This window comes from Clostridia bacterium (assembly GCA_017438525.1).
Classification (GTDB): Bacteria; Bacillota; Clostridia; order Oscillospirales; family RGIG8002; genus RGIG8002.
The window spans coordinates 1-25,894 of sequence record JAFRVI010000050.1; the positions used below are offsets into that span (position 1 = coordinate 1).

Sequence of the window (25,894 nt, forward strand, 5' to 3'; positions counted from 1 at the left end):
GCAGTTTTGAACGAGATGTTTATCGTTCAGGCAAAACAACAAAACAGCGGTCATACTTGATGTATGGCCGCTGTTTTTTGTGAAGCATGGGCGGGAAACAGCCGTTCAAAACCCGACTTATCCCTAATTTGCGCGCCCTTTGGGCGGTTGCTTTTTTCGGACTATTACGCCCGTTTGCAAAAAGGTCAGTATACAGTTTGTATAATCATTGACATAATTCGCGTTTTCGATTATAATTAAAGCGGAGGTGAAAGAAATGAAAAAGATAAATATCATTGCGCTCATCCTTGCATTATTCGTAGCGGTCGCGGCGCTCACGGCGTGCGGCGGCGAGAAAGAAACCCCGAACGGCAACACTCCCGAATATTCCGTCGACTCCGGCTCGCAGAACGGCTCCGAGAACAACGGCTCCGAACCCGATAACGGCTCGGAAGACAACGGTTCCGAAGACGCCGGTTCGGAGGATAACGGTTCCGAAGAGGACAAGGACTCCGGCGGCTCCGGCAACGCTTCCGGCGTTGCGGCTGCGGCGCTCAAGCTTGCCAACGAGCTGATCGGCACGGAGTATAAGTCCGGCGGCGTCGGCCCCGACACCTTCGACAACTCCGGTTTCGTCTATTACATCTTCAATCAGAGCGGCTACAAGATGCCCCGCCGTATCCCCGATATGGCTAAGGAAGGCAAAGAGGTCGGCCGCGACGACCTTCAGCCGGGCGACGTGCTCATCTTCTCAAATGAGATCGACGGCGACGCCGCTTTCGTGGCAATCTGCGCCGGAAACGACCAATTCATCTCCTGCAACAGATCCGACCGCCCGACCGCGCTGCAGAAGTTCAGCAACTATTACGAGCAGAGATTCATCTGCGGCAGAAGGATCGGCTGATCGGCTTATCGCTTCCGATTCAATGCTTTCATATTCTCCGCCAACAGTCAATGCTGCGAAGAAAAGCCCTGCGCGCGCAGGGCTTTTTTCACCGGCGAAAAAAATCGCCGAATGGCGCCGATTTTTCTTGACACGGGGGCGAAATAGTGCTAAAATACAATTTGCCTGCGGAAACGCGGGAGAATACGCGTCTGTAGCTCAGGTGGATAGAGCAACTGCCTTCTAAGCAGTGGGTCGGGGGTTCGAGTCCCTCCAGGCGTGCCATCGGACTGATAATCAAGGTCACACAGCTTTGCGAGACAGTCAGAATTCGTAAGGATATGGTGGATGTAGCTCAGTTGGTTAGAGTACCAGGTTGTGGCCCTGGGGGTCGTCGGTTCGAATCCGATCATCCACCCCAAACGAAAAAAGACATTCGCGGAAAGCGGGTGTCTTTTTTCTATCGGTCGTGAATACTGGGGTGTGGCCTAATGGTAAGGCAACGGACTTTGACTCCGTTGATGCAGGTTCAATTCCTGCCACTCCAACCAGCTGAAGCGTCTCCGATTCGGAGACGCTTTTTCCCGCGTTCGCGGCAAAAAACGCGCCGAAAAAGTTACAAAATAGTTACAAAACTGTAACTATTTTGTAACCGATTTTTTCCGTTTTATATGCTATAATACAATCGTAAAGCAAAAAGGAGGAATCGCTATGAAAAAACTGATTTCGTTCATACTTCTGCTCTGCCTGTGCTTCACCTTCGCCGCGTGCGGCAAGAACACGCCCGCTCCCGCGAACAGCGGAACGGAGCCGGATTCGTCGTCCTCAGGACAGTCTTCGGAACAGTCCGGCGGGCAGCAGACCGAAACCGACGCGCCTAAAATCACCTCGATAGATTTGCGCGAGAAGGCCGGCGCCGAGAGTGTATACGATATGTTCGACTACGGAGACGGCTTCGTCGGCGTTGTGATCGTTAAAACCGTCGACAGCGAGAGAAAGATGTTCCTGCGCTTCATAGACACGAATTACGGCTGGCTCGCCGACGGCGAATACGAGCTCGGCGCGTGGGATCACTGCATCATAGTCGACCGCGGCGATTCGCATTACGTCTGCTGTGATAATATGACGGTCGAAGTCAGCGGAGATCCGCGCGCGAACGTAAAGGTCGAAAAGCTCGACTCAGACCGCAGCTACGAGCATGACGACGAGCGGTTCCTCTCCCCCGACGGCAAGTGGTACGCGACCCGCGCCGCGGGCGAGCCCGACAAGCGGGGCGACGCGATGCTCGTCAACGTTGAAACCGGCGAAGAAATCGTTCCCTACGTCGGCGTCAACAACGGCAACTTCGAGGATACGACCGCTTCCATGCCGCTCGGCTTCGCGGGCGACAAGTTCATCTTCAACGTATCCGGCTACGAATGGATGAACGGATACGGCGTTTATGATATCTCCACCGGCGAAACGCAGCTTTTCGATAATCTCATCGACGTAGGTGTTTTCCCCTGCGAAAACCACCTGACTGAGCGCGTTCCCTATATCGTCGACCGTACCGAGTTCGGCTATATCGATCTCTCGAATCCCGGCGTCAGAGTGCCGCTTTACAACCGCGAAAAGAGCTCCGTCAGCGAGTACGAAGCGCAGTTCCGCGATACGCTCGAAGGCTCCGACTATTTCCACGCGTTCAGCGGCGCCGGCGGCAGATATCTCTGCATCGCCGCGGAAAGCGTGCAGCACGGGCTTGTCTTCGCCGCGTACGATATGCAGACGTTTGAAAAAATCTGCGAACACAAAGAAGCGGAGTACAGCAGCGCGGACGTTTTGAGCGGAAACTCAGTGGTGTTTATGATCAACACCGTGTCTGAGTCGAGAGCGCTGATAATCACCCTGCCGTAACCGAATAAAGAGTCGCGAAAGCCGAAGCGATCGCTTCGGCTTTCTTTTTTTGCGTTTATTTTCCTGTCCCGAGGGCAAAATATACCGTATCGGAGGTGAGAAAATGGCGGAGCTGAACACGGCGGCGCGTTTCACGGGCAACGCGCGCGCCAACGCCGACGCGGTAAAGGCGCTTTTTGCCGAAAACACCGATCTGACCGAACGCCGCGTTTTCGGCTCGGACGGCGCGGAATACCTGCTGCTGTTTCTCGACGGCGCGGTCGACAAGGAGGCGCTGCAGCGCTTCGTCATACTGCCGCTTTCCGCGTCAACGGCGGACGAGGCACCGGAGTCGCGGCACGCCGCCGCGGCTGTGAAGCTGCCCACTACTCCGCGGGAGGCGGCGGAGGCGCTCTGCGCCGGCTGCGCGCTGTTGATTTTCCCCGGCGGCAGAGCGCAGGCGCTGGAGCTTCGCAAGCCCGCTCCGGACACCGGCAAGGAATCGTCGCCGGAGAACATAGTACTCGGCCCTCACGCGCGGTTTCAAAACTCCTGCAAAAGCAATATCGCGCTTCTGCGCGATTGCATCCGCACGCCCGACCTCGCGTTCGCGGAATTCGAGCTGAAATCCGGCACGCTGACAAAGGTCGCGGTCTGTTACCTTTCCGGCACGGCGGATGAACGCGTTGTCGAGGCGGTCAAGAAGCGCGTCTTCTCCTGCTCCGCCGCGGACGTCAAAAGCGTCAGCGAATTCATAGAGCTTTTTAAGGAAGACCGCCTCAGCCCCTTCCCGCAGTACGTCACGTCCGAGCGCCCCGATCGCGTGACCGAGGCGCTGCTGCGCGGCTGCGTCGCGGTCATCCCCGACGGTTCGCCGTGGGCGATACTCGCGCCGGTCAGCTTCACCGAGTTCCTGAAAAGTCCTGAAGACAGCCACTCGCCGTGGATATACACGAGCTTGATACGCCTGCTTCGGCTCGTCAGCGTCGCGATTACGATAATCACTCCCGCGCTCTACGTCGCGGTGATGTCATTTCACCCGCGCATGCTGCCGGTCAAGCTGATGCTTTCGGCCGCGAGCGGACGCGCGGCGGTGCCGCTGCCCGCGATAGCGGAGGTAGTGATAATGGAGATATTCATCGAGCTGCTCCGCGAAGCATCGACCTCGATGCCATCCAACGTCGGCTCTACGATAAGCATCGTCGGCGGCATAGTCATCGGCGAAGCCGCGATTTCCGCGGGGCTCGCAAGCCCCCTGCTCGTCGTGATAATCGCTATATCGGCGGTGACTTCGTTCACGATACCCGTTTACTCTATGGTCATCTCACTGCGGACAGTGCGTTTCTTCTCGCTGCTGCTCGCGAGCATATTCGGATTCTACGGGTTGGTAATGTCGCTTGTCTTCATGGCGATACACATGGCGTCACTGAAAAGCATGGGTCGGGATTATCTCTTCCCCGTCGCGCCGATGCGGCTGAAGCGCTGGAAACGCGATCTTGTGCGCTTTCCGCTGCGGTGGGTACGGGGTGACGGCAGATGAGGAGCTTGACGAAGAACGACGGGCTGTCCGTCTTCCAGCTCTGCGCGCTGACCGCGATGGGCATGGGAATGGGCATACCAAATCTCAACGTTACGTTTATGTCTCCGTATCGACAGGGATTCATAACGAACTGCGCCTTCGCAGTCGCGCTGACGCTTATCGCGCTTATCCCCGTGCTGCTGCTCATTCGCGCCTTCCCCGGACGGACGCTGTATGAGTACTCGCCCGAGCTGCTCGGAAAATACGGCGGTGCGGCGCTGAACGGCGCGGTAGTGCTCCTCGCGGTGTGGACTGCGGCGGGTGAGATACGCCCGACGATGAACGTCCTGCGCTCGTACCTGCTGCCGCACACGCCGGTTGCGGTGACGACGGCGCTGATGATCGCCGCCGCCTGCTACGCGCTGCGCGGCGGAGTCAGCTCCGTAGCTCGATGCGGCGAGTTCTTCTTCGTAACGGCGGCGTTCTGCCTCGCGGTAGTTATCGCTATGGCAGTGCCGTATCTCGATTTCACCTATTTCTCGCGGCACCTGCGGTTTGCGGGAGTCGGGCGAGCCGCGGAAGCGGCGTTCTCCGTTTTCTCCGGCTTTTTTCCGACCTGGATGCTGCTGTTTTTCGCGCCTTTCGCGCGGCGCGGGCGGCTGTTTGCTCCACTCACGGTCACGGTCGCGGCGACGGGTGCGGTGTTTCTTCTGATGGCGGCGGTTGTGACATCCGTTTTCGGCGGAACGCTTCCGACGGAGATGTTTTCGCCGTTGCTGGAGCTGTCAAAGCTTATCGGCACTGATTCCGGGCTTATGCCCGAGCGCTCGAATATTATCTTTATGGTGCTCTACCGGCTGCTGCCGCGCTTCTTCAGCTGCGTCGCGGCGCTTTATATCGCGGCGCTCGGGCTCGTCGGCTTCTTCCCTCGGCTGAAACCGTCGGCAACGGGAGTTATCGTTTCGCTATGCGCTTACGGCCTGCTGCTCGTGCCGCTCAACAACGCCGAAATGATCGCCGCGGGGCATTTTTGCGAGCTGGTGCAGGTCGGGTTTCTGCCCGTAATACTGCTGCTTCTGATAATCAACGCTTTCCGCAGAAGGAGGACCGGATTATGCGCATACACGGGCTGATCGCGGCGCTCACCTCGCTTTTACTGTTGGGCGGCTGCTGGGACAACGTCGATATAAGCCGCCAGAACTACGCGATGGCGGTCTGGCTCGGCGGCGCCGACGGCGGAGTTAAATGCCTTGTGCAATGCTGCGACCCCGTCGCCTCCGAAAACGGCGACGGCACGGCAAACGTCATCGACGTGCCGGGAATCGGCGCGAATATTTCCGAAGCGCTCGCGCAGGCGACGCGGAATTCCGGCAAGACGATAACCTACGAACACCTGCAGTTGATAATTATCGACCGTTCGCTCTGCGGCGAATACGCGGTCGAGTGCATGAACTTTTTTCTCCGCTCCGCCGACGTGCAGAAAACCGCCAACGTAGTCGCGGCTGAAGACAGCCCCGCGGATATGTTAGCGATAAAACCGGGCGGAGAACCTTTTTACGAGTACACGGCAGGACTGCTTTCGTCCGATTTACCGTCGGAGTCGGATCTGATCCCCGGTTCTTCCCTGCTCTCGATATGCCGTCTGCAGCGCGACGGACATGCGTTTTTTATCAACAAGCTTCGTTATGACGCGGAGGCGGAAGCGGTCTTCCCCGACGGAGTTCTCATCTTCTCAAACGGCATTATGCGCGGCGGGATATCCGCGGACGAATGGGAAAGCTACCGCTTTTTTGAGAAAAAAGAGGAAGAGTTCAACGTCAGATGCGGAGTTGAAGGTTACGGAGACAATCTCGGCTTCCGCTGCATTTCAAGCGAATGCCGGCTCAAAGCGGAACAGACGGCGGACGGATTCGCGCTGCGCGCCGATATCGAAGCGCGCTTCACGTTGAGCGAAAGCCGGTATGACAGTACGACGACCGCGCTGGAGCTCGCCTTCTACGACGCCGCGAAAGAAGCGCTCCGCGCGGAAGTGCTGCGCCGATGCCGAGCGCTCGCGGGCGCGGCGCAAAACGAACTGCGCGCGGACTTCCTCGGTTTCGGAAGGGCGGTCGAAAATTCCTTTCCTGACTGGTGGGAGCGGAATTGTGAAAAATGGGACGATGTCTTCGCCTCATCCCGTATAGATTACGATATTACCTGCTCCGTCATAACCGGCGGCGACTCAAAATAGTTTTTTACAGATTATTCCGCTGATATCGCGCGCAAATCGGAGAATAATAAACTTGCAAACGCTAATCTGACGAAAAAGGAGAGGTATTTGTGAGCAGAAACGGAACGCTGGTTCCCCAGGCCAAGGACGCTCTTAACCGCTTCAAGATGGAAGCCGCGAACGAAGTTGGCGTCAATCTCAAGCAGGGCTATAACGGCGACCTGACCTCCCGCCAGGCGGGCAGCGTCGGCGGCCAGATGGTCAAGAAGATGATCCAGGCCTACGAAAACGGTATGAAATAACCGACGTCCTCGAAGAGTGACGTTACGCCGCCCTATTCCTCCGGCGGCGATGCCTGAAAAAAGAAAGGGAGTCCGCTCTCGCGGGCTCCCTTTCGCCGTGTTTTTATATTACTGCTTCGCTTCGATGTGTTTGACCACGTCGCCGACGGTCCTGATCTGTTCGATGACTTCGTCCGGCACTTCGACGTTGAACTCTTCCTCGATCGTCATTACTATGTCGACAATGTCGAGGGAGTCGGCTCCGAGATCCTCAATGATGAGGGAATCCTCGGTCACGTTTTCGGGGCCCAGATCGAGCTGGTCGCAAATGATGTCTCTGAGTTTTTCGAATACCACGTTGTTACCTCCGTTTCGATTATCGGTTATCTTGATTAAATGATACCGCCTCGATTGCGATTTGTCAATACATTTTTGAAGATTAAAAGAGCGGCTTCTCCTCGAAGGAGAAGAACCTGACGACCGGCTTCATTATCGGCTTTTTGCGCAGGTTTTCGTAATCCTCCGTCGCCTCGTTGTACTTCGCGTACTTATCCGCGATCTCGCTTTCCAGCACGGAAAGCGTTTCGCGCAGCTCGGCTCCCCTGCCGGAAGAAAGCGCGTCCGCCTTCTCCGCCAGCAGCTCCGAAAGCGCGGCGGCCATGAGCTTGTCGTGCTCCACGCGCTCCTCCGCGGTGGTCGAGCTTATCGCCGCTTCGCGTTCGGCGGCGACGGCTTCGCCCCCGCCGGTCAGTTCAAGCAGCTCGGGCAGCGCTTCGTAGCGCCTGATGAACGCTTCGTCGAGGTCGACGTACTTGCCCTCCGACACTATTTTCTTTATCGTAAGCTTGTTGAACATACGTATCGTCGCGAACGCCGCGATGAAAAGCAACGCGACTACGCAAATGATTATTATTCCCGCTACCATATTATTCCCGCCTTTCGCCGTTATTATACCATACGTCAGCGAAAAACGGAAGATAATTTAAAAAAAACTATTGACAATGGCTCTTTAATGTGCTAAAATCCACACATATTCAAAGGCAACGAAGAGGAGTAGTACCCCGCACCTTCGGAGCATAGAGAGCGGCGGACGGTGGAAGCGCCGCGTTCGGAAGCGGGTGAAGTAGCCTCGGAGCCGCGGATCGAACGGCGCATCGCGCTCATTAGTCTCCGCTGCGGACCGCCGCCGCATTACCAAAGGGCACGGAGTTTTCGCTCCGGATGAGTGCGTGCTTCGGCACGAATTCGGGTGGTACCGCGCTGACGCGTCCCGGCTGTTACAGCCGGGATTTTTTTATTGCTTTTCGGAGGCATCGCTATGCTGGAAAAATTCATCAACAGAATCGAATACGACTCCTACGAGGATTTCAAGGCGAACTACGCCGTGAACTGCCCTCCGGACTTCAATTTCGCGACCCACGTCATCGACGAATGGGCGCGCACGGAGCCGGACAGGCGCGCGCTCGTCTGGTGCAACGACGATGGCGAAAGCCGCGAATTCACCTTCGGCGAGATCTCGGAGCTTTCTAAAAAGGCCGCCTCCTACCTCGTTTCACTCGGTATTCGCAAGGGTGATATGGTCGTCACGATCCTTCGGCGCAGACCGGAGATGTGGATCACCGCCGTCGCGCTCCACCGCATCGGAGCCGTGCTGATTCCCGCGAACTACCAGCTCGCCGCGAAGGACCTCGTCTACCGTTTCAACTCCGCGCACGCGAAAATGGTCATCGCCGCCGATGACGACTGGGTAATACAGCAAGTCGAGGCCTCCGCGCCGCAGTGTCCCTCCGTCGAGAATCTGCTCCTCGTCGGAAACAAACGCGAGGGCTGGATCGACTACCGCGAAGGCATCGCGAACGCGAAGCCCGACTATACCGTCAACCCCGACATTAAGCTGACCGACCCGATGCTTCTCTACTTCACGAGCGGCACCTCCGGAATGCCGAAGATGGTCGTGCACAACTACCGCTACCCTCTCGGGCACATCGTGACCGCGAAGTACTGGCAGCAGGTCGTCGACGGCGGTCTGCACCTGACGAACGCCGACTCCGGCTGGGCAAAGTTCGCGTGGGGTCTGATCTACGGCCAGTGGATCTCCGGCACCGCGCTGCTCGGCTACGATCAGGGCAACAAGTTCTCCGCCGCGAAGTTCCTCGACGTCATCCGCACCTTCAAGCCGACCACCGTATGCGTGCCCGGCACGATATACCGCTTCCTCATAGTCGAAGGCCTGAAAAAAGAAGACTTCGCCTCCGTCGTGCATTGCTGCACCGCGGGCGAACCGCTCGCGCCGGAGATAATCACCGAATTCAAGGAAGAGACAGGGCTCGAAATACACGAGGGCTTCGGCCAGTCCGAAAGCAGCGTGCTGATCGCGAATTTCCAATGGTTCAAGCCGAAATACGGCTCGACCGGCAAGCCCTCCCCCGTCTACGATCTCGCCATCTGCGCCGAGGACGGCTCTGAATGCGGCGTCGGCGACGTCGGCGAGCTCGTCGTACGCAACGCGAAGAAGGACAGCCCCTTCGGCCTGCTCTGCGGCTACTACGACGGCGAAAAGATAATCGACCACTGCGACGAAAACGGCCGCTACCACACCGGCGACCTCGCGTGGAAGGACGAGGACGGCCATATCTGGTTCGTCGGGCGCAACGACGATATGATCAAGTGCTCCGGCTACCGCATAGGCCCCTTCGAGATCGAGAGCGTTCTGCTTTCGCACCCCGCAGTCAAGGAATGCGCCATCACCGGCGCTCCCGACCCGCTGCGCGGGCAGGTCGTCAAGGCGTCAATCGTGCTCCACAAGGGATACGAAGGCACTGACGAGCTGACGAAGGAGCTTCAGACCTACGTCAAGAAGATGACCGCGCCGTATAAGTATCCGCGCATCGTCTGCTATATGGACGCGCTCCCGAAAACCGTCACCGGCAAAATAAACCGCAAGGCGATCAGAAACGAATAAAACTCCGCAATATGAAAAACGCCCGTCTCCCGGGCGTTTTTCTTTTTCGATATTTCTCAAAAACGCATTGACAAATGTGAAATAACCGATATAATTCGAGGTGGACGGAGGTGTATTATATGTTTACTCCAAAAGACCACGCCGAGTATATAATCTCGTTTATTAATACGTTTCTCGAGCATGAGAACGGCCCGAAGGGCGCGCGCGAGCTCGCCTGCCTGCGCGTTTTCGCGAAAGCGTTTTTCCTGCCGTTTGACGACGAGGATATTTTCGCCGGAAGATACCGCGAGCTCGCCGTCGGCTTCACGCCGCAGGAGCACGAGTATCAGGGCTATTATATGTACCCCGAAAAGGTCGAGGCCGTCGCCGCCGAGGTCGACGAAGCGACCGCGAAGCGCCTCCGCGAAGCCGCCGACCGCTTCCGCGGCAGGACCACGACCGCGAAAACGATAGCCGCCTATCCGGAAAAGATAACCTCGCTGCTGCCTCCGACGGCGGACTACGAGGACGCCGCTTCCCTGCTCTACCGCATCGGCGGCACGTTTCCCGACTACGAAAAACTCGTCACGCTCGGCATTCCCGGGCTGAAGGCGGAGATCTCCGCCCGCGCCGCGAAGGGCGGCGACGCCGACTTCTTCGGCTCCATGCTCGGCGCGCTCGACCTGCTCGCAGAAATCGCCTTAAGCTGCGCCGAAGCCGCGCGCAAGGCGGGCAAAGCGGAGATAGCGGCTTCGTGCGAAGGCATCGCAGCGCACGCGCCCGAGAATATGCACGAGGCGCTGCAGCTCATCACGCTTTTCGCACATATTTCCGGCAACCTTGACTACGGACGGCTGGACGATATCCTCGCCCCCTTCGCCGACGGGCTCGACGACGAGGAGATAATCCGCCTGCTCATCGGTTTCTACAAGCTCGTGGTTTTCCGCGGCTGGATATGGGACGGCCGCGTCATCGTAGGCGGACGCGCGCGCAAGCGCGAAAAGACCGCCGACCGCGTCGCGCTGCTCGCGATCGAGGCGAGCCGCCGTTACCGCGAGGTGCTGCCGCAGCTGACGCTCCGCTTCTACGACAGGCAGGACCCCGCGCTTATGGAAAAGGCGTTCGACAACTTCGCGGACGGCTACATCTACCCCATGCTCTATTCCGACGACGTCAACATCCCCGCCGTCGAAAAGTCCTTCGGCGTCGGCCGCGAGACAGCCGAGCGTTACATGCCGTTCGGCTGCGGCGAATACGTGCTCGAGCACTGCTCGCTCGGCACCCCCAGCGGCACGATAAACCTGCTGAAGGTACTTGAAGCGACGCTCTTCGGCGGGCGCGATATCAGGCGCGGCAAGCAGATACTCCCGAAACGCGAATTCAGCGATTTCGAAACGCTTTTCGCCGCCTATTCCGCGAATGTTGACGTGCTGATGGAAGCGCTCGCGCTCCAGGAAAAGATCGAATACGACGTCACGGGCGAGGAAGCGAGCTTGCTCTATCTCTCCATGCTTTACGACGACTGCGTCGAGCGCGGGAAGCCGCTGCTTTCCGGCGGCGTCCGCTGGCTCGGCGGCACGATCGAGTCATACGGCAATATCAATACCGCCGACAGCTTGACGGCGATAAAGTCCGTTGTCTACGACCGCAAGCTCGCCACGCTCGACGAGCTGAAAGCGGCGCTCGCCGCGAATTTCGAGGGATACGAAGACCTGCGCCGCGCGCTGCTCGACTGCCCGAAGTACGGCAACGACGACGATGAGGCGGACGCGATGGCGGTCCGCGTTCACGAGCAGGTATGCGCAAGCGCGAACGCGCAGACCGGGAAGGTCGGACTCCATACCTACAAGGTCGTTCTCATTAACAACTCCATGAACACGACCATGGGCGTGCTCACCGGCGCATCCGCGGACGGACGCGGCGCCTGCGAGCCGATGGCGAACGGCAACAACCCGACGGGCGGCCGCGACGTAAGCGGCGTCACCGCGATGCTGAACTCCCTCGTGAAGCTCGACCCGTCGATCCACGCCGGCGCGGTGCAGAATATGAAGTTCACCACCGAGATGTTCAACAAGTACCGCGAAAAGACGAAGGCGCTGCTCGCCGCATACTTCCGCAGAGGACAGCAGGCGATGCTGAACGTGCTCAACAAGGGCGACCTTGAAGACGCGCTCGTGCATCCGGAAAAATACCCCGATCTGATAGTCCGCGTCGGCGGCTTCGCGGCGCGGTTCGTAGAGCTCGACCCAGACGTTCAGCGCGAGATAGTTTCGAGGACGCTTTATGGGAACGATAATTGATATCGAGCGTTTCTCGCTCAACGACGGCCCCGGCATACGCACTACGGTCTTTTTCAAGGGCTGCCCGCTGAACTGTATCTGGTGCCACAACCCCGAATCGAAGAGCCCGCGCCCGCAGCTCTCCTATAACGCCGGCGCCTGCGTCGGCTGCGGCAGGTGCGCGGATGCCTGTCCGCGCGGCGTCCACTCCTTCGCGGACGGGCACGCGGTCGATTTCTCCGACTGCGCCGGATGCGGAAAGTGCGTATCCGTCTGTCCCGCGAAGGCGCTGAAGATATACGGATACGAAGCGTCCGCGGAGGAGATAATGCGCGTCGTTCTGCGCGATAAAGCGTATTACGAGACCTCCGGCGGCGGACTGACCGTTTCCGGCGGCGAGCCGACGTTTCAGTTCGCGTTTCTGAAGGAGCTGCTGACGCTCGCGAAGCGCGAGGGCGTTCACACGGCGGTCGAGACCTGCGGCTTCGCGCCGACGGAGCGCTTCGCGGAGCTGCTTCCGCTTTGCGATCTCTTCCTTTACGACCACAAAGCGCCGACGGAGCTGCACGAAAAGCTCACCGGCGCGCCGGACGGCCTCATCGTCAAAAACCTCGGTTTTCTGCTCGACAGCGGCGCGAAGGTAATACTGCGCTGCCCCGTCGTTCCCGGCGTCAACGGCACGGACGAGGAGCGCGAAGCGTTCGCCGCACGCTTCCCGAAACTGCTCGCGGTCGAATATCTACCCTACCACGACCTCGGCAGGACGAAGGCGAAGCGCATCGGCGTTGAGTATCCGACGTTTTGAACGGCTCCCGACTCGCGCCTGTGCGGATAGTGATATTGCTTCGCAGTGGTATTTGCCTGCGGCAAGTGGTATTGTTTTCTCAGAAAAACAGTGATATTGCGCCTTCGGCGCAGATAAAACAGAACGCGTACTGCACAGCAGTACGCGTTCTGTTTTATTCAGCGGCAGAAGCCGCGGGGCTGTATCGGAGTCTGCTGACAGCGGCGGCATCCGCAGCAGAAAGTTCTGCGGAGATTGCACGCTCCGCGCCGCAGGCATCTGACGAAATTACACGGCGTCAAGTTGCACACACAAATCACCTTCGTTGGTATTGAGGTTTTATCCTCGGTCCATTATATGCAACGCCTCGCGTTATGTGTCCCGCTCGAAAAAACCGCAATCAATTTGACTCTTTTCTGAAAAAACCCTTATGCCCGCAATTCGGACACTTGAAAAGGCGACTGCTGTTCATATGAAGAGAGACCGCCGCTTTCCACCACTTCGGATGAAATCTGTGACTACACTCCGTACAGACGTAAGTGTTTTTTGAAATAGCTATACCTGCTATGACAAACACGAGTACCGTGAAAAGGGCTACCGGGATCGCAATGAAATACCACGGAACTTCAAAACTGTGATTTCCGATATGCGCCTCACAAGCGGTCAGCAATAAAGGCAATACCGCTAAGACGCAACAAAATGATATCCGCTTTGCTTTTTTCATAACTCTCCCTCCTTTTTGAGTCTCCATATTATTGTTGTAAATGAGCTTTTGTGTTCGGTTACGCGAAGAAGCGCGCCTCGGCCTCCGCGCAGAGCGCGTGGTAGACTGGCAGGTGGAGTTCCTGCACCTTGTAGGTTTCCTTTTCCGGCGCGATAACGGCGATATCCGCGAGCTTCGCGAGCTTTCCTCCGTCGCCGCCGGTCAGCGCGAGGACGAAAAGTCCGCGGGCGCGCGCGACCTGCGCGGCGGCGCAGACGTTCGCGGCGTTGCCGCTCGTGGAAATGCACATCAGCATATCCCCGATATTGCCGAGCGCCATCACCTGCTGCGCGAAGACGTTATCCGCGGCGCAGTCGTTGGCGACGGCGGTCATAAGCGGCGCGGCGGCCGGAAGCGATACCGCCGGAAGCCCCTGCTGGAGCGAATCGAGCAGCTCTTCCGGAATATCCGGACAGCCGCGCTTCATTATCTCGCGCTCCTCCGCGGCGAGCGGACGGCGGGAAAGGAAGCCCTTGCATAGCTCGCCCGCGATATGATCGCAGTCGGCGGCGCTGCCGCCGTTGCCGCATAAAAGCAGCTTTCCGCCGTGTTCAAACACGCCGATGAGCGCTTCGGCTGCGGCATTGAGCGTGCCCTCGATTCCGGCGAGGGCGGGGTATCTTGTTATCAGTTCAGAGATATACTTCATTTTTCATCACCCATTGCAACGCATATCGCGGCGTAGTCGCCGAGCTGTTCGCCCAGCGCGGCAGGCAGTATTCCCAGACCCTCGAGCGAATGGCTGAGCGCCTCGCGGCGCAGCACGCGCTCCATATGCGGAATAAGAAGCTCTCCGCTCCGCGCGAAGATCGAGCCGATGACGATACGCTGCGGATCGAACAGGTCGACGAGGATCGCGAGCGCCGCGCCGAGTTTTTCGCCGCTGACGCGCCAGACCTCGAGCGCCGTTTCGTCGCCCGCCTTCGCCGCCTCCGCGACGCTTTTCGCGTCGCAGCGGTCGGGGTACCATTCCGGCTTGACGGCGGCGCTCTCCGCGATCGACGCGGCGAGCCGCTTTATGCCGCCTCCGCTGCAGAAGCCCTCGCAGGAGCCCGCCTTGCCGTAGCCGACGGGGCCGTCCTTCTCGAGCCGGACGTGCCCTATCTCCCCCGCCATATCGTGCGAGCCGGAATAGAGCCGCCCGTCGAGTATCAGCCCCGCGCCGAAGCCGGTGCCGCAGGTCAGGAATATCATATTCTCGCAGCCCCTGCCCGCTCCGTAGCGCCATTCGGCGAGCGCGCAGGCGTTCGCGTCGTTCTGCAGGCGGACGGGCACGCCGTAACGCTTTTGCAGTATATCGACGACAGGCACGTCCACCCACAGCGGCAGGTTCGGCGGAGCCATTATCCGCCCTGTTTTTGACGAAAGAGGGCCTCCGCAGGACACGCCTATTCCGTCAATGCGCCCCAGAGTGTCCAAAATCGCGCAGAAGCGTTCGATAACGCTTTCCGGAGCTTGCGTTACGTCTGTGAGAAAACGCTCTTTTTTGAGGATTTCAACGCCTTCCGCGTTCGCTTCCCCGAGCGTGACGGCGCACTTCGTGCCGCCTATATCAATTCCGGCGTATCTCATATCATTTCTCCGGTATCAAACCCGCATTGCGCATCAGCAAGGCGTATTTTTCGGGATCGAACGGCGGATCGCCGTGGAGGTAGTGATTGATCCCGTGCCTTTCGGCCGTAAGACCGCTCGAACGGTAGTCCCATTCGAGCAGATAGACCTCGCCCTTTTCCGCTGCGGGCAGTTTGCAAACGGGGATGCTCGAGTTGTACGCGACGGCGATCCTGCCTTCGGTCAGCGTTCTGCCGCTGCCGACGTCGCTGACGCGGTATTCGGCGTATGATTCGTTCTCGGTGTTGTTTATCACGCGCAGCGTCATCTCGTCGTCTATAAGCAGGCACAGCGGCTGCTGCAGGCGCTTTATGAAGTGATAGACGAGCCGCTTATCGAAGTTGTAGTCGACCGCGGCGTTATCGAACTGCGGCCATCCGTCGTAAAGATTCCACCAGAGGAACCCCGTCCGGCGCCACTTCTGCGCCAGAAAGCGCTCTATAAAGTGCTTTATCGCCTCCGCCTGCGAGACCTGACTCGCAAAGGCGAACTGTTCGAGCGTCTCCGGCCGCCTGCCGAAAATGCGGTCCGCCTGCTCGTTCATCTTGATATTGGAGGTCGGATCGGGCGTTTTCCGTGTATCCGTCGAATGGATCACCCACTGACTGCCGTAACGGTCGCCGAGCGCGTCAGGCGTGATGAACTCGCGGATATAATCCGCGGAGGGGCTTCCGTAATAGCCCGCTTCGCTGACGAACTTCGCAAGCGCGCCGTGATAGAACTCGGACCGGTAATAGTCGCGCGGGCCCCAGAGGTGATTCTCCGGGCAGTACTTCGTGCCTTTTTCGACGCATTCGCGGTCGAAATACGGCGACGACGGGATATAGACGCGGGAACGGTCGAGGCGTTCGATGACGTCCGGAAGCAACTTGCGTGTCAGGACGTTATCCTCGGGGTCGAGCTGTTCGTCGTACCACTCGCGGCGTATCGCGTCGCCCTCGTTGTCGCCCGCCCAGATGATCAAGCAGGGATGGTTGCGAAGGCGGCGCACCTGGTATTCCGCTTCGCGGCGCAGGTTCGCCTTGAACTCCTCCGTTTCGGGATAGACGGCGCACGCCATCATGAAATCCTGCCACACGGCGATGCCGTGGGCGTCGCAGTAATCGTAGAACTCATCCTCCTCGTAAACGCCGCCGCCCCAGACGCGGACGGTGTTGCAGTTGAGGTCGTCAAGCAGCTCCAGCACCTTCGGCAGACGCTCCTTCTGCCTCGAAAGCACCGCGTCGACGGGAACGTGATTCGTGCCGAGGCAGAACATACGGTTGCCGTTGATATAAACGCAGAACTCGCCGTTTCCGCTTTCGTCGACGACGGAGGTGCGTTCAAGCTCCGCGACGCGGATGCCGGCCGAAAGCTCGCGCGTTTCGACGGCTTCGCCGCCGCGGATGAGCTCGATTCTGACTTTGTAAAGGTTGGGCTTGCCCATACCCTTCGGCGCCCAGAGCATCGGATCGGGAACGTCGATATCGATCCCGCCGATTCCCGCCGGCGCGGACGCGCGGAACGCGCTTCTGCCGCATACGCCGGAGACGACGACCTCGCCGCCCTCTTCCGTTTCGTATTCGACGCGTACGACCGCTTTGCGCCAGACGACTTCTTTGGTGAAAAAGTAGACGCTCTTTATCAGTTCGGGCGTTTTATTAACGAGCGAAACGCCCTTGAAGAGCGCGCCGCACATAAGGCGCGGGAATATGTCCCAGCCGTGTGTGAACGGCGGCTTGCGCAGCGTCACCGCTCCGTCGCGGTAGTTCGGCAGACCGTATTTCCAGCACGACGGCGCTTCCGCCTCAAGAACGGCGGAAGGCAGTATATGCACGAGCAGTTCGTTTTCGCCCTCGCGTATTCCTTCGGCGGCAAATTCGTGCGGGATGAAGGTGTTATCCGTTCCGCCGAGCTTGACTCCGTTGAGGAAGATTTCCGCGACGGTGTCGACTCCGTCGAATCGGAGCGTCGGAACGCCGTCCGCGGGGACGCAGTCAAAGTTTTTCACATACCAGAGGTGCTTCGTTTCGTACTCCTGCGCCTTCAGCACGTTATCGCCGACGAAAAGCCCGGGGAGTATTCCCAGACGTTCCAGCGTCGCTTCGAGGGTTTCGGGTATAAGCGCGGTCAGCGGAGTAATATCCGCAAGCTCCGCTTCCCTGCGCGCCTCGCGCGGCCCGTCGCTTATATACAGGCGCCATTCGCCGTTAAGATCTGTCTTACGCATTGTCAAAATCTCCTGAGTATTCCGAAAAAGGCGGTCTGACGACCGCCTTTTCATATTATTCTCCCCAGCTGTCGAGGTACGCCTTCTGCGCGTCGGAAAGGCGGTCGTACTCGATACCGAGCGCCTTCAGTTTCGCGTTCGCGACGGCGACGTCGATCTCGGTCGGGACGCTGATGACGCCGGGCTTCAGTTCGCCGCGGTGCTTGAGCACGTATTCGGCGGAGAGCGCCTGGAGCGCGAAGCTCATATCCATTATCTCGGCGGGGTGTCCGTCGCCGGCGGCGAGGTTGACGAGCCGGCCCTCGGCGATGACGTTCAGCGTTCTGCCGTTTTTCAGCGTGTAGCCCATGATGTTGTTGCGGCGCAGTTCCTTCCTGACCGCGATCTTTTCGAGCTCCGCGACGGCGACTTCAACGTCGAAGTGGCCGGCGTTGCACATGATCGCGCCGTCCTTCATAACGTTGAAATGCTCGGGGGTGATTACGTCGCGGCAGCCGGTTACGGTGATGAAGAAGTCGCCGATCTCGGCGGCCTTCGCCATCGGCATGACCTCGAAGCCGTCCATGTACGCCTCGATCGCCTTTATCGGATCGACCTCGGTGACGACGACCTTCGCGCCGAAGCCCTTGGCGCGCATCGCGACGCCCTTGCCGCACCAGCCGTAGCCGGCGACGACGACGGTCTTGCCCGCGACGATGAGGTTGGTCGTGCGGTTTATGCCGTCCCAGACGGACTGGCCGGTGCCGTAGCGGTTGTCGAAAAGGTATTTGCAGTTCGCGTTGTTGACGGCGATCATCGGGAATTTAAGCTCCCCCGCCTTCGCCATCGCCTTGAGGCGAACGATGCCGGTGGTGGTCTCTTCACAGCCGCCGTAAACGTTCGGAAGCAGGTCGGTGCGCTTGGTGTGGACCATATTCACGAGGTCCCCGCCGTCGTCTATGATTATGTTCGGGCCGTGGTCGAGTGCGGCTTCGATATGGGTGGCGTATTCCTCGGCGGTCGCGTTATAGAACGCGAAGGTCTCTATTCCCTTCGACACGAGCGCGGCGGCGACGTCGTCCTGCGTGGAAAGCGGGTTGCTGCCGGTCGCGCGGATGTCGGCTCCGCCGGCGGCGAGGACGGTCACGAGGTATGCGGTCTTCGCCTCGAGGTGGACGGAAAGCGTGACCTTCGTTCCGGCGAAGGGGCGTTCTTTCACGAAGCGTTCCTCGATGGAACGGAGCAGCGGCATATTGCTGCGCACCCAGTCGATCTTGCGAAGTCCGCTGTCTTTCAGGTCAATGTTTCTGATAATCGACATAGTGTTATTCCTCGCTTATCAAAGTTTCGCGATAACGGCGGTGACGAGCTTGATGAAATCGCCCATCACGCGGTTCGCGGTATCGAGCACCTCCTGATGAGTGAGCTCTTTGCCGGTGATGCCGGCGGCCATGTTGGTTATGCAGGAGATCGCAAGCGTCTCCATGCCGGCGTGGCGCGCGGCGATGACTTCGGGAACGGTGGACATTCCGACGGCGTCGGCGCCGAGCAGCTTATACATGCGTATTTCGGCGGGGGTTTCGTACTGCGCGCCCTTGGTATAGGCGTAGACGCCTTCGCAGAGCTTCACGCCCTGCTCCCCGGCGGCCTCGCGCGCCTTTTCCATCATTTCGCGCGAGTAGGCGAAGGTCATATCGGGGAAGCGCGGACCGAGCTCCTCGACGTTCGCGCCCCAAAGCACGGGAGGAGCGTTGAATCCGAGGTGGTCGGTTATCATCATAAGCGCGCCTTCGGAGAAGTCGAGATTTATGCCTCCGGCGGCGTTAGTGAGAATGAGCTTCTTTATGCCGAGCTTCGCGAACGCTCTGACCGGAAGCACGGTGTCAAGCACGTCGTAGCCCTCGTAGCAGTGCAGACGGCCCTTCATCAGCAGCACTTTCCTGCCGCCGATCTCTTTGAGCACGAGCTTGCCGCTGTGACCGGGCGCGGTCGACTGCTTGAAAGCGGGTATTTCCGCGTAATCTATCACCTGTATGGCTTCTCCCTCTGCGAGCGGCGCGAGCCCGGAACCGAGCACTACGGCGCAGTCCGGCACGCAGCCGAGCTTTTTGCGGAGAAACTCCGCGGCGAGATTGAAGCCGAAAACGTGCTGTCTCATTTTTTCCTTCATTTTTTTACCCCCGTATCCTTCTCTTTTCGGTGCCGGAAAAAGAAAACCGACACGCGATAACATCCGATGCTATCACGTGTCGATTATAACACAAATAACTCCAATATGCAACAGGTTTTACAGCGCGTTTTCGGAAATAGTGCGGCGCAGGAAGTTCGCGGCGTGCGCGATATCCTCCTCCGGCCTCTCCCCGACTTCGCGCTCGATGGTCAGGAAGCCGCGGTAGCCGATATCCTTCAGCGCTTTGAGGTAGTTCGGGAAGTCGACACCGCCCTCGCCGAGCGGAAGCTCGCGCCAGCCCCACATCGCCGCGGGATCCGGAACTCCGTCCTTGGCGTGAGTGTGGACGATGTAGTCCTTCACGGTATAAACGCCCGCCACGGGGTCGTCCTGTATGCACATCCAGAGGTTCGCCGGATCGAAGTTGACGGCGACGCCGGTGGAACCGAGCCCGTCGAGGAAATCCTTGAGCACGACGCAGGTCTCCTTGCCGGTTTCCAACGCGAAGTGCGCGTCCATCGTGTCGGCGTACTGCGCGAGCTCGTAGCAGGCGTCCTGAATCATCTTGTAGTTCTCGTCGTTCTTATCCTCCGGGATGGTGCCGACGTGAGTGGTGACGATGTTAGTGCCGAGATCGACGGCGAGCTCGAGGACGCGGCGTGAAAGCTCGATCCTCTGCGCGCGGAACTCCGGCTCGGCAAAGCTGCCTATCTCGCCGCAGACCGCGGAAAGCGTCAAGCCGTTTGACTTGATGATATCTACGAGCTCGCGGCGCTGCGCGGCCGTCATATCGGGCGAGACTTCGCCGCCCGTTCCGTAGATCTGCACGCCCTGAAGGCCGAGCGCGGCGGCCTTTTTCAGCGCGGTGCGCACGTCGGTGCGGAAGCCGTCCGCAAGGCATCCTATCTTGAAGGTTTCGTTCATAAGTGTTGCCTCTTTTCTTTTTATTTGGAGAAGTATTCAACAACGCCTGCGGCTATGGCACCGGCGAGTTTTACGGTATTGCCCTCGGTAGTGAGCCATTGCGAGTCGGAGGGGTTGGAAAGGAATCCGCATTCGAGCAGGACGGACATAAAGTCGTGGTTGCGGTAGACGAAGACGTTCTGGTATTTGCCGCCGCGGTTCTTCATTCCGCTCACCTCCGCCATGCTGTCGGAAAGCGTCTGCGCGAGCTTCTGGTTGAAGCCGTAGAAATACAGCGCCTCCGTGCCGTTGCCGGAGCTGGCGGGACTGTAGTTGTGATGCACGCTGATGAGGATATCCACGCCGAAGGACTCGATGAGCTCCAGACGTTTCGTCCGCAGAGTCGAGGAAGTTATCGCCGTTCCGTCAATATAACTCTGGTTGTTCGTGCGCGTCATATAGACCGTCGCGCCGAGCGATTCGAGCTCGGTACGCAGCGCGAGCGCGACCTTGAGGTTTTCGTTCGCCTCGTAGATGCTCTTGTCGAGTCCCTTCGCGCCGGGGTCGGAGCCGCCGTGACCGGGATCGAGGCAGATTCGCACGCCGTCGAGCTTACCGCCGCTTGCACGTATCGGGTTGCGCAGGCGGATGACCAGCTTCCCGTTATCGTCATAATAGCTCCTGAAACCGTAGAACCCGCCGTTTTTGCTCAGCGTGAAGGAATACGTGACCGTCTGCGCCTCCTCGTCGGCCTTCGCGGACGTGAAGGTCATCAGCGGCGACGAACCGCTGACCGACGCCTTGTTTCCGGTGCCGCAGATGACGAAATCGAGGCGGCTGAAGCTGCCGGAAGACGCGTTCGTCGCGCCGTCGTCGCCCGACTCGTAAAGCCCGCGCATAACGAGCTTATACGGCACCTTTTGCGAATTCGCGAACGTCAGATACGTGTATCTGCCCGAATCGGTCAGCGTGACGGACGAGGTATTGTTGACCGGTATCTCGCCCTCCTCGACCTCGACGTCGTTCTGATAGACGCGCAGGCCGCAGCGGAGGGTATAGTACTTCTTTTTAACGCCGTCTCCGTTATACTCCGATTCGCCGGTTATGTAGTCGCGCGTACCCTTCGGCAGCCAGAAAAACTGCGGCAGACTCGTGTCGCTGTTCGCGGGCTCGGCGCGGAAGCTCTCCGCCTTATCGACCTTAACGACGGCGATATTTCCGACGGTGGACGGCAGCGGCTGAACGACCACGCTCGCGCCGGTCAGGCTCTTTACGAAATCTCCGTAAGACGCGGTCACCCTCACCGCTCCGATGGAATACGCCTCCTCTTGCGACTCCGGAACCGTGAACTCGCCGACAAAGCTTGCAAACACAGCGCTCGAAGAGGTCGATTCGTATCCGAGCTGCTGCTCGGTAAAGCTGACGGTCTTTCCGTTCAGACTGCCGGTGACCTTCGCGCCCTTGCGCGCTGTAACGGTGTATTCGACCTTGCTGCCGCCGGTAACGGTGATCTGTCCGGTCGGCGAAACGTCCTTGATTATTACTACGTTGTAATTCACCGTGCGGATGACCGTCTTGCCCTTGTGCTCAACGGTTATCGTGTTCTTTCCGGCGGAAAGCTTGACGTCCGTCGCAAAGAAACCGCGCTCGGTCGGCTCTACTTTTTGACCGTTTACTATAATATCGAAGTTATTGTCGCAGCTGCCGCTTACGGCGACGGTCGGGATGTCCACGGTAACGCCGTCCGCGGGCGAGGTCAGTTTCAGCTCCTCGTCCGCGATCCCGAAGTCTATCGTGTTATTGAATACCATAAAGAGCAGCTCGGTCTCTTCGGAGTGCTTGACAAAAGCGTCGTAATCATCAAAAACGCCGTCTGCGGATTCCATACCGACAGCGTAATCGTACTGATTCGCGAGCTCGTAGTATCCGCTCCACTCGGGAGAGGTGTTTATCATATTCGCGTCGTAGCCGCAGACGAGCTTCACACCGGTCTGACGCTCGACGTTTTTCCACCAGTCGAGCGCTATCATAAACTCGTTGTTCTCCGCCATCGAGGCGCGGTTATCGACGACGACGAAGTCCATATAGCCCTTTTCGCACCAGCCGAGCGTATCCGCGCACCCGACGCCGAGGTCGGAATAGAACGACTTGATATCGACGCCGCGTTCATCCGCGGAAAGCGTCTGCCAGACGCGATCCGCGCGGATGCCGAACTTCATATCGGGGTATTCCTCGTTGATCAGGCGCGAGACGGAAGCGGTCAGCAGACACGTGCAGCGGCGGTGAAGCTGCTCGCCCGTCATGCCCGGGAAGCGCGTGAAGGCACTCGCCTCGGAAAGATTGCGGACGTTGTATATAGGCGCATCAAGAAGGAACATATCCGGCGCGTATTTCTCTATCGCGCGCTTAACCTCACCGACGACGAAGTCCCTCGCGCCGTCGTAAGACGGGTTGAGACGCCTTGCGCCGTCATCCGCAACGTATATCCACTCGGGGTCTATGCCGTACGTCACGACCTGCCGCGACGAATTCGACGGGTAGAGCAGACGCTTCAGGAAACCGCCGCGAACGGTCTTGTACTCCGGCGCGAAGCGCACAGCGGCAAAGGCGGCTTCATCGTTCGCCTTATTAAGCAGAAGGGCATCGGTTTCGAGTATGAACTTCAGCCCCAAGCCCTTCACCTGTTCGCGAAGGAAACCCGCGACGTCAAAATCCTTATCGCCGTAAAACGAGGTTTTATATATAACGTGAGTGAATCCGCTGTTCACGGCGTAGTCGAGCTGCACGTTCAGCAACGGCAGGGCATAGTCCTCGTACGCGCCCTGCTTCGATTCGCGTTCGTCGCGCTCCGGAACGGTGATGCGTATGGCGCGCACGCCGCTTACCTCGCGCGGCTGAGCGGAGTAGTCCGCAATGAAAGCGTCATCGTCCTCGGCGCGTTTGATGAAATCGTCGTAGTTGACGACGGTCATAAGCTTATTATAGACGGACGTAACGAGACCGCGCACATAACTGCTGAAAAAGATCGATGCGGATGCGGCCGCGACTACTGCTATAACGACTATAAACGCTATAAGGCCGTGTTTTTTCTTTTTGACCTTTTCTTCCATCAGTAACTCCGTTCATAATATCCCTGTATAATATCTCTGAATATAATTATACCATATGTTCGGTATTAAGCAAGGACTTTTTTTGCTCCCGGTGTTTACAATATCAGGATATAGTGTTATAATATGCGGAGAAACAGAAAGGATTGATAACATGCTGCTGAAAGAGAATATGAAAGTGCTGTTCCAGGGCGACAGCGTCACGGATTGCGACAGAAGCCGCGAGGACGATTCCTATCTCGGCTACGGTTATCCCTCGTTTATCGCGGAAAAGCTGAAAGACAGAGGTATGACTTTAATAAACCGCGCGGTCAGCGGCGAGCGCGTCAGCGACGTCTATAACCGCAGAGAAAAGGATATTTTCGAGGTCAAGCCCGACCTTTTCAGCATTCTTATCGGCGTGAACGATACATGGAGGCGCTATGACGAGAACAACCCGCGCAGCGCGGAGGAGTTCGAGAGGATCTACCGCGGTCTGCTCAGCGAGATCAAAGAGCGGCTGCCCGGCGTTCCGATAGTTATGATGGCGCCGTTCGTGCTGGAGGTGCCGGATAAAATCCATTGGCTCAAGGAAGACCTTATCCCCAAGCAGGAAGCCGTACGCCGCCTTGCGAATGAATTCGCCGACATCTATATCCCGCTCGATGAGATATTCAAGGCGGAGTTTGACAAGAACGAGGATATATACCACCTATCGCCCGACGGCGTGCATCCGAACGAAACGGGCCATAAGCTGATAGCTAAATGCTGGATAAACGCAGTAACCGAATAGAATAAAAAGCAGATCTTTTATAATCGAAGACAGCCGCATACGCGGCTGTCTTCTTTTGTTGTCGCGCATTTCACACGATGCGAAGCAGATGCGAGATCCTTCGCTGCGCTCAGGATGACGGAAGGAAGCGTGAGCTCCTTCGACTCGCGCTTACGCGCTCGCTCAGGATGACAAACGGTCACACTATAAGAAACAAACAAGTAAACAAAAAACAGCCCCCGCTGCAGAAGCAGCGGGGGCTGTATTAACACCATTGTGCTAATCAATCATTAATCGCTCAAGTTCCGATTATCTCGCAAATCTCTTTTTGCGGGCGATGACCACGACGGCGGCGGCAGCAATCAGGGAAACGATCGCGATGCCGGCGACGGGCAGATCGGAGGTGTTGGGCTGATCAGGATTGGTAGCGGAGCTATCGGTGACCTTGAACTTGATGGTGGTAGCGTTACCGGCAGCGTCGGTGACGACCAGTTCATAGTCTCCGGCTTCGGTGATCTCGGTGCCGGCGGTGTAGGGCTTGCCGTTCAGAGTCGCGGTAGCGTCAGCGGGCTCCCAAGTCGGAGCGGGCTTCTCGCCCTTGCCGAGGTCAAATTCCTGACCGTCGGTGATGCCGGTGACCGCAGGAGCGGTGGGCTCTTCGGGAGTGGTGGAGCTATCGGTGACCTTGAAGTTGACCGTGGTGGTCTTGTCTCCGTTAGTGACGACCAGCGTGTAATCACCGGTCTCGCCGATCTCGGTGCCGGCGGTGTAGGGCTCGCCGTTCAGGGTCGCGGTAGCGTCAGCGGGCTCCCAAGTCGGAGCGGGCTTCTCGCCCTTGTTGAGGTCGAATTCCTGACCGTCGGTGATGCCGGAAACAACAGGAGCGGTGGGCTCGACGGTCTTCTCTCTCTCTTCGATGTGAGTAGGATCGTTCTTGCAGACTCTCTGCTCCCAACCTTCCTTATCGGGAGAGTCAGTCCAATCGCCCCAATCGTGAGCGTCGGGATCGATGGCGATAGGCTCATCCTTGGTGTGATCGGGGTTGTGGGAGCAGGCGTAATTGATGACGCCCTCAGCCGCGCAGGTCGCTTTGGTTCTGCCGATCTCGACCCAGTCGTGAGCGTCGGGATCGATGTCGATGGGCTCATCCTTGGTCTCGCCGCACTTGGAGCAGGTGTAGGTTATCTTACCGGGCTCGGTGCAGGTAGCGGCGACTCTGTCGGTCTCGACCCAGTCGTGCTCGCACTCATCAGCGCCGAGCTTGATGCCGCCGTTGGTTCCCTTGGAAGGAACGTCGACCATAACATTGCCCTCGGTAGGAGTGGAGAGCTTGTCGACCGTGACGGCGATCTCATAGAGACCGTCTTCAGCGCCTTCAGCAACGTCGAACGTTATGGTTCCGATATAGTCACTGTAGGTGTTATCCATCGCGTAGGGATAATATCCCTCGTATCCGCCGAGACTGGTCGTCGTCAGGAAGGTAACGATGAGTTCGCCTTCGGCGACATGCTCATCATTGATTACAGAAGTAAAGCCCTTACCGGCAAGCAGCTGGCTGACGAGAGCGGGGCTCCAACTCCAGAGCTTATAAGTGAGCTTGCTTGCGTCGAACTTGAAGGTGTATCCGACCGCGCTCCAGTGAGGCTCGTGCCCC

The 25,894-nt window shown here is 58.4% G+C and carries 21 protein-coding genes and 3 tRNA genes; 13 read left to right on the forward strand and 11 right to left on the reverse strand.

The annotated features are described in order from the left end of the window. Positions 1–256 precede the first annotated feature (256 nt). From IJL83_04735 to IJL83_04775, 9 genes are all read left to right on the forward strand, one after another. Complete coding sequence (locus IJL83_04735) at positions 257–883, forward strand: C40 family peptidase (GenBank protein MBQ6552903.1); 627 nt, start codon at positions 257–259, stop codon at positions 881–883. A gap of 187 nt (positions 884–1,070) precedes the next feature. Then, positions 1,071–1,147 (forward strand) — tRNA-Arg (locus IJL83_04740). 59 nt (positions 1,148–1,206) lie between these two features. Then, positions 1,207–1,283 (forward strand) — tRNA-His (locus IJL83_04745). A gap of 56 nt (positions 1,284–1,339) precedes the next feature. After that, positions 1,340–1,413, forward strand: a tRNA-Gln gene (locus tag IJL83_04750). Positions 1,414–1,573: 160 nt separating this feature from the next. Further along, a complete protein-coding gene (locus tag IJL83_04755; protein ID MBQ6552904.1) occupies positions 1,574–2,755 on the forward strand; it encodes a hypothetical protein in 1,182 nt (393 codons plus the stop codon). 103 nt (positions 2,756–2,858) lie between these two features. Further along, positions 2,859–4,274: a spore germination protein gene (locus IJL83_04760; GenBank protein ID MBQ6552905.1), complete on the forward strand. Its 1,416-nt coding sequence runs from the start codon at positions 2,859–2,861 to the stop codon at positions 4,272–4,274. After that, positions 4,271–5,386 carry a GerAB/ArcD/ProY family transporter gene (locus IJL83_04765; protein ID MBQ6552906.1) on the forward strand — a complete coding sequence of 372 codons (1,116 nt, stop codon included), beginning with the start codon at positions 4,271–4,273 and terminating at the stop codon, positions 5,384–5,386. The genes IJL83_04760 and IJL83_04765 overlap by 4 nt, the downstream gene beginning before the upstream one ends. Beyond that, positions 5,368–6,483: a hypothetical protein gene (locus tag IJL83_04770; GenBank protein ID MBQ6552907.1), complete on the forward strand. Its 1,116-nt coding sequence runs from the start codon at positions 5,368–5,370 to the stop codon at positions 6,481–6,483. Before IJL83_04765 ends, IJL83_04770 begins: the two co-directional genes overlap by 19 nt. Positions 6,484–6,572: 89 nt before the next feature. Then, positions 6,573–6,764, forward strand: coding sequence for an alpha/beta-type small acid-soluble spore protein (locus tag IJL83_04775; GenBank protein ID MBQ6552908.1), 192 nt, complete (start codon positions 6,573–6,575; stop codon positions 6,762–6,764). A gap of 108 nt (positions 6,765–6,872) precedes the next feature. Here the strand turns inward: IJL83_04775 and acpP are convergent, their stop codons facing one another. Further along, a complete protein-coding gene (gene acpP, locus IJL83_04780; protein ID MBQ6552909.1) occupies positions 6,873–7,100 on the reverse strand; it encodes an acyl carrier protein in 228 nt (75 codons plus the stop codon). Positions 7,101–7,182: 82 nt separating this feature from the next. Continuing rightward, positions 7,183–7,668: a LemA family protein gene (locus tag IJL83_04785; GenBank protein MBQ6552910.1), complete on the reverse strand. Its 486-nt coding sequence runs from the start codon at positions 7,666–7,668 to the stop codon at positions 7,183–7,185. Between the two features lie 393 nt (positions 7,669–8,061). On the opposite strand from IJL83_04785, the gene IJL83_04790 reads away from it, so the two are divergent. The 3 genes from IJL83_04790 to IJL83_04800 all read left to right on the forward strand — a co-directional run bounded on the left by IJL83_04790 (position 8,062) and on the right by IJL83_04800 (position 12,768). Next, on the forward strand, positions 8,062–9,705 hold the full coding sequence (locus IJL83_04790; GenBank protein MBQ6552911.1) for an AMP-binding protein: 1,644 nt from the start codon (positions 8,062–8,064) through the stop codon (positions 9,703–9,705). A 119-nt stretch (positions 9,706–9,824) separates the two neighbouring features. Further along, complete coding sequence (locus IJL83_04795) at positions 9,825–11,984, forward strand: pyruvate formate-lyase (protein ID MBQ6552912.1); 2,160 nt, start codon at positions 9,825–9,827, stop codon at positions 11,982–11,984. Then, positions 11,968–12,768 (forward strand): glycyl-radical enzyme activating protein, encoded by an 801-nt coding sequence (locus tag IJL83_04800; protein ID MBQ6552913.1) that lies wholly within the window; start codon positions 11,968–11,970, stop codon positions 12,766–12,768. The genes IJL83_04795 and IJL83_04800 overlap by 17 nt, the downstream gene beginning before the upstream one ends. Positions 12,769–13,147: 379 nt before the next feature. Here the strand turns inward: IJL83_04800 and IJL83_04805 are convergent, their stop codons facing one another. From IJL83_04805 to IJL83_04840, 8 genes are all read right to left on the reverse strand, one after another. Next, the gene (locus IJL83_04805; GenBank protein ID MBQ6552914.1) at positions 13,148–13,471 is read right to left on the reverse strand and encodes a hypothetical protein; all 324 of its coding nucleotides are present in this window, start codon (positions 13,469–13,471) and stop codon (positions 13,148–13,150) included. A gap of 58 nt (positions 13,472–13,529) precedes the next feature. Continuing rightward, positions 13,530–14,159 (reverse strand): SIS domain-containing protein, encoded by a 630-nt coding sequence (locus IJL83_04810; GenBank protein ID MBQ6552915.1) that lies wholly within the window; start codon positions 14,157–14,159, stop codon positions 13,530–13,532. Then, positions 14,156–15,082 carry an ROK family protein gene (locus tag IJL83_04815; GenBank protein ID MBQ6552916.1) on the reverse strand — a complete coding sequence of 309 codons (927 nt, stop codon included), beginning with the start codon at positions 15,080–15,082 and terminating at the stop codon, positions 14,156–14,158. The genes IJL83_04810 and IJL83_04815 overlap by 4 nt, the downstream gene beginning before the upstream one ends. 1 nt (position 15,083) lies before the next feature. Then, positions 15,084–17,330 (reverse strand): hypothetical protein, encoded by a 2,247-nt coding sequence (locus tag IJL83_04820; protein ID MBQ6552917.1) that lies wholly within the window; start codon positions 17,328–17,330, stop codon positions 15,084–15,086. A 55-nt stretch (positions 17,331–17,385) separates the two neighbouring features. Further along, positions 17,386–18,630, reverse strand: a complete 1,245-nt coding sequence (locus IJL83_04825; protein MBQ6552918.1) for an adenosylhomocysteinase — start codon at positions 18,628–18,630, stop codon at positions 17,386–17,388. A gap of 18 nt (positions 18,631–18,648) precedes the next feature. Beyond that, positions 18,649–19,467, reverse strand: coding sequence for a purine-nucleoside phosphorylase (locus tag IJL83_04830; protein MBQ6552919.1), 819 nt, complete (start codon positions 19,465–19,467; stop codon positions 18,649–18,651). Positions 19,468–19,596: 129 nt separating this feature from the next. Next, positions 19,597–20,403 (reverse strand): sugar phosphate isomerase/epimerase, encoded by an 807-nt coding sequence (locus IJL83_04835; protein MBQ6552920.1) that lies wholly within the window; start codon positions 20,401–20,403, stop codon positions 19,597–19,599. 20 nt (positions 20,404–20,423) lie between these two features. Then, positions 20,424–23,492, reverse strand: coding sequence for an N-acetylmuramoyl-L-alanine amidase (locus tag IJL83_04840; GenBank protein ID MBQ6552921.1), 3,069 nt, complete (start codon positions 23,490–23,492; stop codon positions 20,424–20,426). Positions 23,493–23,643: 151 nt separating this feature from the next. Between IJL83_04840 and IJL83_04845 the strand changes: the two genes are divergently transcribed. Next, positions 23,644–24,261: an SGNH/GDSL hydrolase family protein gene (locus IJL83_04845; GenBank protein ID MBQ6552922.1), complete on the forward strand. Its 618-nt coding sequence runs from the start codon at positions 23,644–23,646 to the stop codon at positions 24,259–24,261. Between the two features lie 288 nt (positions 24,262–24,549). Here IJL83_04845 and IJL83_04850 read toward each other — a convergent pair. After that, on the reverse strand, positions 24,550–25,894 hold a 1,345-nt coding region (locus IJL83_04850; GenBank protein MBQ6552923.1), incomplete at its 5' end, for a hypothetical protein.